The 13,740-nt window shown below is 39.5% G+C and carries 14 protein-coding genes; 2 read left to right on the top strand and 12 right to left on the bottom strand.

Annotated features, from left to right (window positions below; all coding sequences use genetic code 11):
• Positions 1-227: 227 nt before the first annotated feature.
• The 3 genes from hpf to O3605_RS06750 form a co-directional block, all read right to left on the bottom strand.
• Positions 228-770, bottom strand: coding sequence for a ribosome hibernation-promoting factor, HPF/YfiA family (gene hpf, locus O3605_RS06760; protein WP_049496195.1), 543 nt, complete (start codon positions 768-770; stop codon positions 228-230).
• Between the two features lie 81 nt (positions 771-851).
• Positions 852-1,517: a ComF family protein gene (locus O3605_RS06755; RefSeq protein ID WP_049496191.1), complete on the bottom strand. Its 666-nt coding sequence runs from the start codon at positions 1,515-1,517 to the stop codon at positions 852-854.
• On the bottom strand, positions 1,514-2,812 hold the full coding sequence (locus tag O3605_RS06750; protein WP_049496189.1) for an ATP-dependent helicase ComFA: 1,299 nt from the start codon (positions 2,810-2,812) through the stop codon (positions 1,514-1,516). Before O3605_RS06750 ends, O3605_RS06755 begins: the two co-directional genes overlap by 4 nt.
• A gap of 55 nt (positions 2,813-2,867) precedes the next feature.
• On the opposite strand from O3605_RS06750, the gene O3605_RS06745 reads away from it, so the two are divergent.
• Both O3605_RS06745 and cysK read left to right on the top strand, forming a co-directional pair.
• Positions 2,868-3,509, top strand: coding sequence for a YigZ family protein (locus tag O3605_RS06745; RefSeq protein ID WP_049496186.1), 642 nt, complete (start codon positions 2,868-2,870; stop codon positions 3,507-3,509).
• Between the two features lie 123 nt (positions 3,510-3,632).
• Positions 3,633-4,556, top strand: a complete 924-nt coding sequence (gene cysK, locus O3605_RS06740; protein WP_049496183.1) for a cysteine synthase A — start codon at positions 3,633-3,635, stop codon at positions 4,554-4,556.
• A gap of 49 nt (positions 4,557-4,605) precedes the next feature.
• Here cysK and O3605_RS06735 read toward each other — a convergent pair whose 3' ends face one another.
• The 9 genes from O3605_RS06735 to fmt form a co-directional block, all read right to left on the bottom strand.
• Positions 4,606-4,971 (bottom strand): S1 RNA-binding domain-containing protein, encoded by a 366-nt coding sequence (locus O3605_RS06735; RefSeq protein ID WP_049496180.1) that lies wholly within the window; start codon positions 4,969-4,971, stop codon positions 4,606-4,608.
• Between the two features lies 1 nt (position 4,972).
• Positions 4,973-6,373 (bottom strand): bifunctional Cof-type HAD-IIB family hydrolase/peptidylprolyl isomerase, encoded by a 1,401-nt coding sequence (locus O3605_RS06730; protein WP_049496177.1) that lies wholly within the window; start codon positions 6,371-6,373, stop codon positions 4,973-4,975.
• Positions 6,374-6,417: 44 nt separating this feature from the next.
• Positions 6,418-7,050, bottom strand: a complete 633-nt coding sequence (locus tag O3605_RS06725) for a response regulator transcription factor (protein ID WP_049496174.1) — start codon at positions 7,048-7,050, stop codon at positions 6,418-6,420.
• Positions 7,047-8,063 (bottom strand): envelope stress sensor histidine kinase LiaS, encoded by a 1,017-nt coding sequence (locus O3605_RS06720; protein ID WP_049496171.1) that lies wholly within the window; start codon positions 8,061-8,063, stop codon positions 7,047-7,049. The genes O3605_RS06725 and O3605_RS06720 overlap by 4 nt, the downstream gene beginning before the upstream one ends.
• Positions 8,060-8,755 carry a cell wall-active antibiotics response protein LiaF gene (liaF, locus tag O3605_RS06715; RefSeq protein WP_070506187.1) on the bottom strand — a complete coding sequence of 232 codons (696 nt, stop codon included), beginning with the start codon at positions 8,753-8,755 and terminating at the stop codon, positions 8,060-8,062. The genes O3605_RS06720 and liaF overlap by 4 nt, the downstream gene beginning before the upstream one ends.
• 119 nt (positions 8,756-8,874) lie before the next feature.
• Complete coding sequence (pknB, locus tag O3605_RS06710) at positions 8,875-10,743, bottom strand: Stk1 family PASTA domain-containing Ser/Thr kinase (RefSeq protein ID WP_049496166.1); 1,869 nt, start codon at positions 10,741-10,743, stop codon at positions 8,875-8,877.
• The gene (locus tag O3605_RS06705) at positions 10,740-11,480 is read right to left on the bottom strand and encodes a Stp1/IreP family PP2C-type Ser/Thr phosphatase (RefSeq protein WP_049496164.1); all 741 of its coding nucleotides are present in this window, start codon (positions 11,478-11,480) and stop codon (positions 10,740-10,742) included. The genes pknB and O3605_RS06705 overlap by 4 nt, the downstream gene beginning before the upstream one ends.
• Positions 11,481-11,501: 21 nt before the next feature.
• A complete protein-coding gene (rsmB, locus tag O3605_RS06700; protein ID WP_371585651.1) occupies positions 11,502-12,815 on the bottom strand; it encodes a 16S rRNA (cytosine(967)-C(5))-methyltransferase RsmB in 1,314 nt (437 codons plus the stop codon).
• Positions 12,805-13,740, bottom strand: coding sequence for a methionyl-tRNA formyltransferase (gene fmt / locus O3605_RS06695; protein ID WP_371585649.1), 936 nt, complete (start codon positions 13,738-13,740; stop codon positions 12,805-12,807). The genes rsmB and fmt overlap by 11 nt, the downstream gene beginning before the upstream one ends.

Here is a 13,740-nt window from a genome sequence, read left to right as displayed (position 1 = left end):
TTAGTTATAGCGCCCTGCACATTGGTTCGTCTTGTTCAGTTTTCAAAGGTCTTTGTCGCTCTCGCGCGACAACTATATTAGTATATCATGACCTCACTTAACTGTCAACACTTTTTTTCAAAAAATTTTATTTTCTTAAAAAATATTCTTACTTCTTTGGGTTATCTAAAAAATCAGGAGCAAAATTGCTCCTGATCCTTCTATAATTTAATTGATGTTTTTAATCTCTATTCTTTTACTTCCAATAGACCAATATCTCCATCTTCTCTACGGTAGATAACATTAGTTGTGTTGTCTTCCACATCACGATAAATGAAGAAGTCGTGTGCTAATAGATCCATTTGAAGAATAGCTTCATCTAAATCCATTGGTTCTAGATCAATTGTTTTTGAGCGAACAACTTTTTCTGTGGTTGTTGCTTCTTCTACAACTGCATCGGTAAATAACTTACCTGCACCAGACTTAATACGATTTTTCTTTTCGATTTTTGTTTTATTCTTACGAATTTGACGTTCAATTTTATCTACAACCAGATCAATTGAACCGTACATATCCTGAGACACATCTTCTGCACGAAGTGTAATAGATCCAAGTGGAATGGTTACTTCTACTTTTGCGGTCTTTTCACGGTAAACTTTTAAGTTTACACGAGCGTCTAGCTCTTGATCTGCCTGAAAATATTTTTCAATCTTTTCGAGTTTAGAAACGACATAGTCGCGAATGGCTTCTGTTACTTCTAGGTTTTCACCACGGATACTATATTTAATCATATTAGTACCTACTTTCTAAACATTATGTTTTTATTTATATGTATATTATAACGCTTTCATATTTTTTTTGCAAATCTTTTTTTATCTTGCGATTGAAAATGTCTTTATTTCTTTCACACCTTTTTCAATTAACAGGCGCTTCATTAATTCGATTGTTTTGCCAGTTGTGTATATATCATCGAATATAAGATACTTTTTCTTTTCTGGAACTTCTTCATTTAATTGAAAATGTTGAGAGGTTTTTAATCTTTCTTCTCTTGTTTTTTTTGATTGGGCCAAGCTGTCTTCTTTATGAAATAGAGTGCTGTACTTTATTTCTGCAAAATCTAGTATAGTCGAGACTTGATTGAATCCTCTCTCCTGCTTTTTTTCATGGCTAATTGGAGTTGGTATTATTGTATAGTTTTTATACTTTTTCAACGCTTTTTTGATGTCACTTGCAAATACCATTCCTAACAAACGATCTCCTTCAAATTTATATCGTTTGAAATAGTCTTTCATTGCTCCATTATATCTATATAAAGCTTCATGTTGAACAGTATTTCCTTTGTCTTCCCAGTACTCACAATCTTTACATACTTTCTCCTCCTTATCTTTAAAGCACCTAGGACAATGAATTTCGCCAATTTGTTCGAAGTTTTCTTTGCATTCTTTACAAATCCATTTTTCTTGTTGATTTATAAAAATAAGATCTGTGAAATGTTCACTAGTTTTTAACTCTTTATTACAAAGCAGACATTCTTTCAAAATCCAGCCTCCTGATTCATTTGTTTTATTTCCTTGATTGCTTTTTTCATTTCTTTTGTTATTCCATCTGATAGAAAGAGCAATTGGCCTGTTGGTCTTTCTTTGCTACGTCCAACTCTTCCTGAGATTTGTACAAGGGCACTTTTCGTAAACAAGCGATGGTTGCTTTCTAAAACAAAAACATCTACAAGCGGAAAGGTAACTCCTCTTTCAAGTATGGTAGTCGAGACTAGTATTGTTTTTTCTTTATTTCTAAATTCTTCTACAATTCTCAAGCGATCCTGTGTCTGAGAGGATACAAAACCTACTTTTTCTTTCGGAAAGTAGTTTTTTATATTCTCTTTAAATTGTTGCCCTAACTCTATTTCCGATACGAAGAATAACAATGGGTAGTGAGTCTGTCTTTGCTTCTTGATTAGTTTCAATAGTTCGTAGGGGATTCTTCCTTTTTCTATTTTTTCTCTCATTTTCGATACCCATTTTATTTCTGGAACCACTAGTGGGTTCCCATGGAAACGTCTTGGAAGACTATAACGGATGATTTCTTTTTTCTTAACCTTTTTATCTAACTCATCTGTAGAGGTTGCTGTTAAATAAAGGGTGTTCCCTTCTTTTTTTATCGCATTCTGAGCTGCTTTATATAACATAGGATTATCTACAAAGGGAAAAGCGTCGACCTCATCTATAATAAGGAGATCAAAGGCCTGATAAAACTTTAACAATTGGTGAGTGGTTGCGATTACCAAAGGTGTTCTAAAATAGGGGTCCGATTCCCCATGAAGCAACGATATAGAACAGGAAAAATCTTCCTTCATCCTTCCGTACAGTTCGATACAGACATCGATTCTTGGGGTAGCAATACAAACTGCTTGTCCACTCTTGATCGCTGTTGCTACAACCTGGTACATCATTTCCGTTTTCCCAGCTCCTGTCACAGCATGTACCAAGGCATTTTTTCCTTCTTTAACTGCTTTGATAAGACCATCTGATACCTCTTGTTGATAGGAAGTCAAGGTTCCTTTCCAGTTTAACACCTCTTGTCCCTCAAAGTCCTGCTGTGCAATAGCATAAAGTTTTTGATCACTCTGGATCCTTCCCAATTGGATACAAGCTCTACAATACAGGACCTCTTCACTCAACTTCCAAAGTTTTTGATCAATCATACTGCCACATCGAAAACATTGGTACCTTCCATTTTGTTTTTCTATGGTTGGGAGTTCTTGGGCCATTTCTTTTAAATCGTCTGTCATCTGGCTCTCTGTTAAGAGCCTTCCATAAGCATCTTCTATCTTCATACTTATCAATTCGTAAAAATTGGAGAAAATCATTCTTTTTTTGTAAAATAAGAATATGGAATATATTACATTTAAAGAGAACGGCACTGTTCAAGAAGAAATCAAAAAATCGAAATTCATTTGTCATGTTAAACGCGTCTCTTCTGAAGAGGAAGCTAGAGATTTTATCAACGCGATCAAGAAGGAACACTACAAGGCCACACATAACTGTTCTGCTTTCATCATTGGAGAACATAGCGATATTAAACGGACCAGTGACGATGGCGAACCTAGTGGAACAGCGGGTGTACCGATGTTGGGAGTTTTAGAGAATCATCACATCACTAATAGTTGTGTTGTGGTTACCCGCTATTTTGGAGGCATTAAATTGGGTGCTGGCGGTCTGATTCGTGCATACGCTGGAAGTGTGGCTCAAGCAGTTCGAGAGATTGGACTTGTAGAAATCAAGGAGCAAGTTGTTCTTGGGATCACACTTTCTTATTCCCAATACCAAGAATTTGCTAATTTCTTAAAAGACAACAAATTGGTAGAACAAGATCCGATGTTTACAGATCGGGTGGCGACAACTATTTTTGTAGACAAAGAAGACACCAGTTCTATCACAGCTGCTTTAGTCGAATTTTATAATGGGAAAATCCTTATAGAAGATCAAGGAATTCGCGAGATTGAAGTACCCCTACTTTCTGTAGAAAAATAATCAAAGAAACTACCGGCAACGATAGTTTTTTTTTATCACACCCATAAAATTTCTATATTTTACATTCTTCCCACAAGAGACTATACTTGTTAGTATCAAGAAAACCTAGAACTGAGGTATATTATGGCTATTTATGAAAATATTACAGAATTGATTGGGAACACTCCGATTGTCAAATTGAACCGTCTTGTTCCTGAAGGAGCTGCAGATGTCTATGTAAAACTCGAAGCCTTCAACCCTGGATCATCGGTTAAAGACCGGATTGCTTTAAGCATGATTGAAAAAGCTGAAGCAGATGGCTTGATCAAACCAGGTGATACCATTGTCGAAGCAACTAGTGGAAACACTGGGATTGGTTTATCATGGGTTGGTGCAGCTAAAGGCTATAAAGTTGTGATTGTCATGCCTGAAACCATGAGTGTGGAACGTCGTAAAATCATCCAAGCCTATGGAGCTGAACTCGTTTTGACTCCTGGAAGTGAAGGAATGAAAGGTGCCATCGCTAAAGCTGAAGCAATCGCTGCAGAAAGAAATGGCTTCCTTCCTCTTCAATTTGAAAACCCTGCTAACCCAGAGGTACACGAGAGAACAACAGGACAAGAAATCGTTAATGCCTTTGGAAAAGATGGTTTAGATGCTTTTGTCGCAGGTGTTGGTACTGGTGGTACTGTTTCTGGTATTTCTCATACTTTGAAAAAGAACAATCCTGCTGTCAAAGTCTATGCCGTTGAAGCCAATGAATCTGCGGTCCTTTCTGGCGAAAAACCTGGACCACATAAAATCCAAGGTATTTCAGCAGGTTTTATTCCAAACACTTTAGACACTAACGCATATGATGGTGTTCGTCGTGTATCTTCAGAAGAAGCTTTCGAACTTGCACGCGCTATCGGTGGAACTGAAGGATTCTTAGTCGGTATCTCAAGCGCAGCTGCTATCTATGCTGCTATTGAAGTCGCAAAAGAATTAGGTAGCGGTAAAAAAGTTCTTGCCCTTGCACCAGATAATGGGGAACGTTACCTTTCCACTACCCTTTACGAATTTGAATAACTCACTATACCAAAAAACTTCGATAGGTTTCATCAACCTATCGAAGTTTTTATTTTTTTTCTTGTTTGCTAAAGAATGCTTTTCCTTCTTTGACCCAGGTTGGCATCTGTTGAGCTAAGGGAGCAAAACCACTTTTGTTGCGGTCATTTGAAAAACGATGGTGTCGAATACTTCGTTGCGGTGTTTCTTCTAAGGTTCTCAAAGAGAGACTGGCTTTCTTAGAATATTCATCAACATCAATGACTTGGACAAAGACTTTCTCTCCAATCGAAAGAATATCATGAATATTACTTACATAGCCACTTCGAATCTCTGAGATATGAATCAAGCCTGTGACACCCGACTCTAGTTCAACAAAGGCTCCATAAGGTTGAATGCCTGTGATGGTTCCTTCTAACTTATCTCCAATTTTCATTTTAGTCCTCAATTTCGATGGTTTGAATCACGACATCTTCTACTGGCTTATCCATCATACCTGTCTCAACAGCCGCAATCTCATCCAATACCACAAATGAAGCTTCATCCATCAATTGTCCAAATACGGTATGGCGTTGATCTAGATGAGGAGTTCCTCCTTCTGTCGTATAGATTTCGGCAATTTTTTCAGGCCAGCCACCGCGGACCAATTCCTTTTTCGAATATGGGAGATGTTGATTTTGTACAATAAAGAATTGGCTGCCATTTGTGTTTGGTCCAGCATTTGCCATTGAAAGGGCTCCGCGAATATTGTACAATTCTTTTGAAAATTCGTCTTCAAAGCTCTCACCATAGATGGATTCACCACCCATACCTGTACCAGTAGGATCTCCCCCTTGGATCATGAAATCTTTAATAATCCGATGGAAAATGACACCATCATAATAGCCAGACTTAGCAAGAGCCACAAAATTTGCAACTGTTTTTGGCGCTTGATCTGGGAACAATTGAATTTTCATCTCACCGTGATTGGTTTTGATCACAGCTATAGGACCTTCAACCACACCAAGTTCCAACTGCGGTAACGTCAATTCTTTTTCAACCATATTTAACTCCTCTAAGGCATAGAATATGCCATCTTCTTCCAAATTCTTAGTGATATAATCAGCTTTTTCTTGTAACTCTGGGGCAGATATTCCCATTGCGATACTAATCCCAGCATAATCAAATAGTTCAAGATCATTTAAGCCATCCCCAAATACCAAAACATTTTCTGGCTTCAAGCCCAAATGATTTACAAGTTGAGAGACTCCAGAAGCCTTTGATCGATCAAAACGAACAACATCAGATGAATGTGGGTGCCATGGAACTAGACGTAACTCCTCTTGTAAGGAAGGTGATAATTCTAAATCACCATCATCTTCATCAAAGGTCCACATTTGGAAAATTGGTTCTTTCAAATGCAGATCTGGATCTACTGGTAAGTTGGGATAAATGATGTCAATAGCATCACTGATCAAAGGTGTACGATTGGACAGGGCAGCTTGATGACTAGCCACTAACCCATAATCAATCTGGGATTCTTTGGCCCAATCCACAAAAGAAGAAACGATTGCTTCATTGATTGGTGATTGGTAGATCACAGTTCCTTTGGTATCTTCAATATAGGCACCGTTTAAGGTGACTAGAAAATCCGGCTTTAAGTCCATAATTTCAGGAACAACTCCAAAAACCCCTCTACCGGTTGCAATCCCTGTTCGAATTCCCTTTTCTTTCAACTGACGAAAGACGTCTTTTACAGATTCTGGGATCAATCCAGTTTCTTTTGCACGTAATGTATCGTCAATATCAAAAAAGACGATTTTTACTTTTTTTGCTTTATAACGTAATTTTGCGTCCACTTGTCTCCCCCTATTTTCCTTGCTCTATTATAGCATGTTTCAACTTAAAAATCTTCCTGATTCACCAGATGGTGTCGGAAGGCATAGACGACTGCTTGTGTCCGATCACTAACTTCTAGTTTCGATAAAATATTGGAGACGTGGGTTTTCACCGTTTTTAAAGAAATAAAGAGTTCATCTGCTATGCGTTGATTTTCATATCCTTTGGTCAATAAAGACAGAATATCTCGTTCTCTAGCCGTCAAATCATCATGCAATTCAGCATGGTTCTTGCGTGACTCAACTTTTTGACTAACTTCTGTCTCGATCGCAAATTCTCCCTTTGCAACCTTCCTTACAGCCTGTAGGATCTCAGTTGCCGACGAAGTCTTTAAGATATAACCTTTTGCACCTGCATCTAAAACCGGGTAGATCTTTTCGTTATCCAAATAAGACGTCAAAATGACAATTTTAGCTTCCGGCCACTCTTTTAGGATGGCTAGAGTTGCATCGATTCCATTTAGCTCTGGCATCACAATATCCATGATGATGACGTCTGGTCTTTCTTTCAGCGCCAACTCCACGCCTTCTTGCCCATTTTGTGCCTCTGAGACTTGCTCAATATCGGTTTGCATGGACAAAAAGCTTTTTAATCCCAACCGGACCATTTCATGGTCGTCTACTAATAATACTTTCATACAGTTTCCTTTTCATTTTTATCTTTTACAAGGAGGGGAACACGAATATCTACAGCTACTCCCTTTTGAGGACTCGTTCTTATTTTAATGGTTCCCGCCATGTCTTCTACACGTTCTTGAATATTTTTCAACCCATAACTCAATCGTTCCAATTTTTCCTGCTCAAATCCGATTCCATCATCTACCATCCGTAAATGAAGTTGTTTCCCCTCCTGATGCAAAAAGACATCCATTTGTTGAGCTCTAGCATGTTTCAAGGTATTGCTGACAATTTCTTGGACGATCCGAAACAGATGTTCTTCCATATCTTTTGGAATACTCACTTCATTATGATGGAAGACAACGGTTAGGTTACTCTTTTCCTTCAATTCTCTAAAAATCATCTCCATACCTTCTACTAAACTTTTTCCTTCCAATTCTGTAGGACGAAGATGTAAGAGCAAGACACGTAGATCATTTTGGGCTGTACCCAAAATATCCGATACCCCATTTAATTGCTGCTGAATCTGGTTTTTCTCTAACTCAAGAGCCTGTGAAGCCACTCCGGACAAAATCATATTAGCTGCAAACAATTCTTGACTAACCGTGTCATGTAGATCGCGCGCAATTCTCTTACGCTCGATTTCAATAATTTCTTCCTCATTTCGCATCACACGATTTTCACTCTTTTGTAAATTTTCTTCAAGTCGATGTAACCTCTTATCCAATAAATCTAACTGTTGATTCAATTCTTTGGGGGCAATTTCTTTTTGCTGGGAACCATTCATAATAGCTTCCACCTTTTGTTGTACCGCATGAACTGTCACAAATTGCGTGATCTTCATAATCAAGAGAACTAAAGCCGTCAATGCAAGCGTCAGACTAAAAATCAAAAATAGGAATGATTGAAGCAAGGAAAGATCTGAAAGAAGTTTGCTCCACTGAAAACCAACAAAATGAAAAATGGTATGACAAATGACCGCAACCACCATTAGGGAATAGAAGTACAAAAGGAGATAGTCTAATTTTTTCATGCGCGAATCACCTCTACATCCCCAACGATTCCAACTAATACAATTTTAATAGAACGGTGCGACCTCCGATAATGTGCCGTTTCAATATCTAAGGTTTCATTCCTCATCTTTCGGATAGGAAGATCCAAAAACTTCAGATTTCCATAAAGCGTGTTAATTTGTAAATGAAGCTCCAAATCAATCGGTAAGATAATTTTTGTATTTCCAAAACCTTTCCGAATAATCACCACATTATCCCAATTGCATATGGCAACCTCCTCTAAATGAAGGGTGTCATTCCCAAAAACTCGGATCACATTCAGATCTCGATATCCTCGACTTTGCTTTGAAAAATGTTGTAAATCACCAATCCATCGAGTTTTTTCCTGACGAATTTCGGTATTCTCTTCAACATCAAACATAACTGCTTCATTTTCCTTATACATATAAGGGTAGGCGATCAATAAACCATAAACCACCGCAAATAAAATGGCTGCAATCACAAAAGGATTCAGCATCACGATAAAAAATAGAAGCACACTCAGTGCGATTAATAGAAAATTCGCTTTTTGTTTGCCAAAATAGTAATACAGAAGGAGCAAAAAGAGAACCATCAAGACAACAAATCTGGAAAAATCGATTGATAAAATGGTGATCGCTGCTAATGTTAACAAAACGGCTTCAACGAAAATAAAAATTTGTATTTTCCACATAGTCTACCTCATCTTTTCCTATTTTATCAAATTTTTCCTCATTTGACTTCCGTCTGTGGTTGGATAATCGCATGCAATCAAAAAGACCCAGAAACCCATCTGAGTCTTAAACTGAATTATTAATCTCCACCAGTTGCACTACTGCTGGAACTTTCTGTATCCGATCGTTCCGTAGAAGAAGAACTTGATGTTTCTGAACTGGATGAGGCTTTCGTACTTGAAGAAGCTGTCACTTTAGGCTCATATACCGTCAAGACAATTCGTGTTCGGTTAATGTCCACCGTACTCGAAACTTCTGGAGTTTGACTGACAATTTGACCTGCAGAAACAACTACCCCATCAGGGAGATGTTCCGTTTTTCTTAATTCGATATTGGCTTCTTTAATACCATAGATTTCAATTAAATTACTTCTAGCAAAATCATAGGTTGATCCAACATAGTTTGGCATTTCAATTGAAGTTGTTTCTTTTGCTACTTTTAAAACAATCTTGGTCTTTGAACTCAAAGAATATTGCTCTCCTGGAGCTGGGGTTTGTTCAAGAACTGTCCCTGCAGGATCATCAAAGGTCTCAACTTCTTCAATCGTGATCATTTTGCTCGATACTTTATAAGTGTTTTTCAGATCCTCTTCAGCTGCTGCCCGTGTTTCGCCCACGTAATTTGGCATTTCAAAGCTGTTTGGTCCTTTTGAAACGATCAAATCAATTCGACTTTGTTCTTTCTTTTGGGCCCCTGCATTGGGATTGGTTCGAATGACATAACCTTCTGCAACCGAATCACTGTACTCTTCTTTCTCTTCACCAACTTGAAGGTCTTGTCCCTCAATAACGGCTCTAGCTTCGGCAATGGTTTTGCCGGAAACATCTGGAACGGTTTTATTGGCCGGGCTCATATACAACAAGAAGGTAAAGGCTGCAAGAACTAGGGCAATGGCAACAAACAAGACCTTGTAGCGCGCCCGCAAGCGTCTTCTTGGATTTTTGCTTGGGGCCATTGTCTGTTGGTTAGATAATGGTCGATTAGGATCTACCGAACTGATTTCATTGCGTACCTCAGAGATTGGAACAGGAGCCGTCTTTGGAGTTGGACTCACTTTTGGAAGAGTTTTTGTATCAGCTTTCGCTTGGTCTTCAAAAATCAGTTTTTTCTCATTTCTTCTCTCATAGGACAAACAACTTGAAAGATCCACATACATCTCTGCCACTGACTTATAGCGATCCGTCAGTTTTTTAGCTGTCGCTTTGATCACCACATTTTCTAGAGCTTGTGGAACATTCTTATTTTCCTCACGAATAGATGGGAGAGGCTTTTGAAAATGCTGCAAAGCAATTGTGACTGCACTGTCCCCATCATAAGGAATGTGCCCGGTTAACATCTCATAGAAAATGATCCCCATAGCGTAGATATCACTTTGAACCGTTGCTTTCGATCCACGCGCCTGCTCAGGGGACAAATAATGAACCGACCCCAACATCGAGTTGGTCTGGGTCAAGCTAGTCTCTGCAAAGGCCACTGCAATCCCAAAGTCTGAAACTTTCGCTGTTCCATCTGGTGTCAAGAGGACATTCTGTGGTTTTAAATCTCTGTGGATAATGCCACGCGTATGGGCAAGACGCATAGCGAGAAGAATTTGCCCCATTAAACGAACAGCTTCTTCATTTGATAAAGGTGCATTTTCTTTGATATAGCGTTTTAAGTCTAAACCTGCAACATATTCCATTGCAAGGTATTGTTGCCCTTCTTCTTCGCCAATGTCTGTAATCCGAACGATATTTGGATGGTCCAGTTCTGCCATCGCTTTTGCTTCACGCTGAAAACGAGCAACTGCAATAGGATCTGTCTGGTAATTCGTACGCAGCACCTTGACTGCAACTTCTTCCCCATCTAAAATCAAATCACGCGCAAGATAAACATCTGCCATCCCGCCGCGCCCAATTTGTTGGATGATTTTATATCGCCCGGCAAAAATTTTGCCGATTTGAATCATGCTGCGTCCTCCTCAGTAAAGTGGAGTAGTACAACAGTGATATTATCCAAGCCTCCAGCATTATTGGCAAAGCGAATCAATGCTTGAGCCTTCTCTTCAAGCGTAACATCACTCAAGACAATGTCTCTGATTTCATCTGGGCCAATCATATTCGTTAAACCATCACTATTGATCAAAATGTAATCATCTGCTTCAACAGTCACCAAACCATAATCAGGCGCCAACTCATCTTTTTGACCAATGGACTGAGTGATGATGTTCCGCTGAGGATGATGGGCTGCTTCTTCTTCTGTAATTTGTCCTGCTCGTAAAAGAGCATTTACAAGAGAATGATCACTGGTCAACTGCTGGTATTCACCGTGGCGAATGAGACCAATCCGCGAATCCCCAACATGGGCATAAATCACTTGTCCTTCTACAAAAGCCAAAGCTTCCAGTGTCGTTCCCATTCCTTTGTGCTCATCATCTTGCCCAGCTAAATGAATCCGTCGGTTCACAGCTTCTAAATGTTCTGCAAACCATTCACGTACTTGATTAACCGTCTCGATCTCAGAAGAAACCCAGGCTGCACCTAGGTCTGTGACTGCCATTTCACTAGCAATATTTCCGGCACGGTGCCCCCCCATACCATCAGCAAGAAATACCATAGATTTTCCTGCCTTGTTTTTATATTGATTTGCATAGTCTTGGTTATTTGTCCGTCTTTGACCTACATCGGTTAAGATCGTCATATCCATACTGTCAGTTTCCTCCTGATATTATGACATTCTCTTAAAACGACTGATAAAGAAGCCGTCGCTTCCATATAATTCGGGTGTAATAAGGATACAATCATTCTTGAGAATATCTTTTCTTTCGTGCTCCAATGGAACTTGTTTGAAATTTGGATGGTGTTTCAAAAATTGGTCCACCACTTCAAAATTTTCTTTCCCCATAATTGTACACGTGCTGTACACTATTATACCACCTTTACGCACACTTTGACAAACACTATCCAGAATGTCCAATTGAATAGCTTGTAAAGATACAAAATCTGCACTCTCTTTATTGTACTTGATATCAGGCTTTCTCCGTATCAAACCAATCCCTGAACAAGGCGCATCCACCAAAATTTTATCGAAAGCATCAGGTCCAAATGTTTCAAAGACTTTTGTCGCATCTAACTTCTTTGTCAAAATTTTGTCCGCAACATGGAGCCGATTAGCATTTTCTTGAATCAATTTGAGCTTATGGTCATAGAGATCCAAGGCTGTGACTTTCCCAGTTGTGAGATAAGAAGCCAGGTGAGTCGTCTTTCCACCTGGCGCCGCACAGGCATCTAAAACCCACTCATCTCCTTGCAAATCCAAAGCCGGTGCCACCAATTGACTGGACTCGTCTTGAATAGTAATGCGCCCTTCTTTGAACAAGGAATGCGCTGCAAAATGTCCCTGTTCTTTCACGAGAGCGGACGGAGCAAGTAGAGAGGAGGTTGCTTCGAGTAGCTGAGCCAACTCTTCTTTTTCGTCTAGATCAATCACACGAATACTGGATTTATTACGCTGATAGAGACTCTTAAAAATAGCGCAAGCACGTTCCTCACCGTATTCTTCGATCAATGCTTTGACCAACCATACAGGTAGGGAATACTCTACCGAATAACGTTTATTCTTTCGCTTGATCGTATCAATAGCTGGTAGTCCCTCGCGGAGGAGCTTTCTAAGAATAGCATTGACAAACTTCTCACTGCCTTCTTTTCGACGTTTTGCTATCCGGACAGCTTCATTGACGATGGCATGATCAGGAATGCGGTCTAAATAGACAAGTTGATACAAGCTCATCATCAAAAGATAATAGAGCCAAGGATCCAATTTCGTCCGGTCTTCAATCACGTGGGCGAGATACCACTCGAGCGTTATCTTCCGTGCTACAGTACCGTATACAACTTCCGTGACAAAGCTTCTATCTTTATCTGAAAGTTGAGAGTGTTCTAGCGCTTGATTTAGGGCAATATTAGAATAAGCCCCCTGTTCAAAAACCTCTTCTAATACTCGAACGATCTGTTCACGCGCATTCATTTGTTTACCTTCCAAAGTGATCTCCTACTTTCAATTGACGGCCAGCGCCATTCAAAAAGTCTGTGATGGACATTTTGGGTTTTCCTGCCGGCTGCACAACTTTGAGGGACAGCGCTCCTTCTCCTGCAGCGACCACCAACTCTTTTTTAGTCAAAGCAATCACTTCTCCTGGATTTCCATTTCCTTCGCATAGCTCTGCTTCATAAACTTTAAAGCGCTGACCATTTAATAACGTATGAGCGACTGGCCAAGGATTCATCCCCCGGATCTGGTTAAAGACTTGGCGATTGGTTTTGGTCCAGTCCAAAACCTCTTCTTCCGGTAAAATATTCGGTGAAAATGTGACCAAACTTGGATCTTGTGGACTTGGCTTGATCTCCCCTGCCAGGTAAGCTGGCAAAGTATCTAGGAGTAAGTCACGTCCAAGGACAGCCAATTTTTCAAACAAAGTTCCCACATTGTCCTCATCTAAAATTGGGAGAGAACGAGCTGCAATCATGTCTCCGGCATCCATTTCCTTGACCATTTCCATAATTGTAACCCCAGCTTCTTCATCACCATTGATCAGAGCATAGTGAATGGGAGCCCCACCTCTATATTTAGGCAATAAAGACGCGTGGACATTCACCGCAAATTGGAAGTTCTCCAACAATTTTGTCGGTAAAAATTGTCCAAAAGCAGCGGTCACAATTCCATCTGCATCTAATGATAAGAGAGTTTCCATTTCTGGACTACCCGATAATTTCTCCGGCTGAAGAACTGGTAGTTGATGTTCTAAAGCTACCTGCTTCACCGGGGTCATTCGAATCTCTTTTTTGCGACCTACTTTGCGGTCTGGTTGAGTCACAACTGCCAAAATTTCATAGCGCGAATCTACTAACAATCCCTTTAAAACCGTCGCTGAAAAATCAGGCGTTCCCATAAAAATTAATTTTGTCAT

Origin of the sequence: Streptococcus sp. 27098_8_99, from assembly GCF_041431935.1 — a bacterium.
Classification (GTDB): domain Bacteria; phylum Bacillota; class Bacilli; order Lactobacillales; family Streptococcaceae; genus Streptococcus; species Streptococcus parasanguinis_D.
Note: the sequence above shows the minus strand (reverse complement) of the source record. Positions and strands in the feature narration are given on the sequence as shown.

Bases quoted from the DNA above. Each gene is read 5' to 3' on its own strand.
- hpf (WP_049496195.1), bottom strand. From the start codon at position 770: ATGATTAAATATAGTATCCGTGGTGAAAACCTAGAAGTAACAGAAGCC.
- O3605_RS06750 (WP_049496189.1), bottom strand. From the start codon at position 2,812: ATGAAGATAGAAGATGCTTATGGAAGGCTCTTAACAGAGAGCCAGATG.
- O3605_RS06745 (WP_049496186.1), top strand. From the start codon at position 2,868: ATGGAATATATTACATTTAAAGAGAACGGCACTGTTCAAGAAGAAATC.
- cysK (WP_049496183.1), top strand. From the start codon at position 3,633: ATGGCTATTTATGAAAATATTACAGAATTGATTGGGAACACTCCGATT.
- O3605_RS06735 (WP_049496180.1), bottom strand. From the start codon at position 4,971: ATGAAAATTGGAGATAAGTTAGAAGGAACCATCACAGGCATTCAACCT.
- O3605_RS06725 (WP_049496174.1), bottom strand. From the start codon at position 7,050: ATGAAAGTATTATTAGTAGACGACCATGAAATGGTCCGGTTGGGATTA.
- O3605_RS06720 (WP_049496171.1), bottom strand. From the start codon at position 8,063: ATGAAAAAATTAGACTATCTCCTTTTGTACTTCTATTCCCTAATGGTG.
- liaF (WP_070506187.1), bottom strand. From the start codon at position 8,755: ATGTGGAAAATACAAATTTTTATTTTCGTTGAAGCCGTTTTGTTAACA.
- pknB (WP_049496166.1), bottom strand. From the start codon at position 10,743: ATGATTCAAATCGGCAAAATTTTTGCCGGGCGATATAAAATCATCCAA.
- O3605_RS06705 (WP_049496164.1), bottom strand. From the start codon at position 11,480: ATGGATATGACGATCTTAACCGATGTAGGTCAAAGACGGACAAATAAC.
- fmt (WP_371585649.1), bottom strand. From the start codon at position 13,740: ATGACAAAATTAATTTTTATGGGAACGCCTGATTTTTCAGCGACGGTT.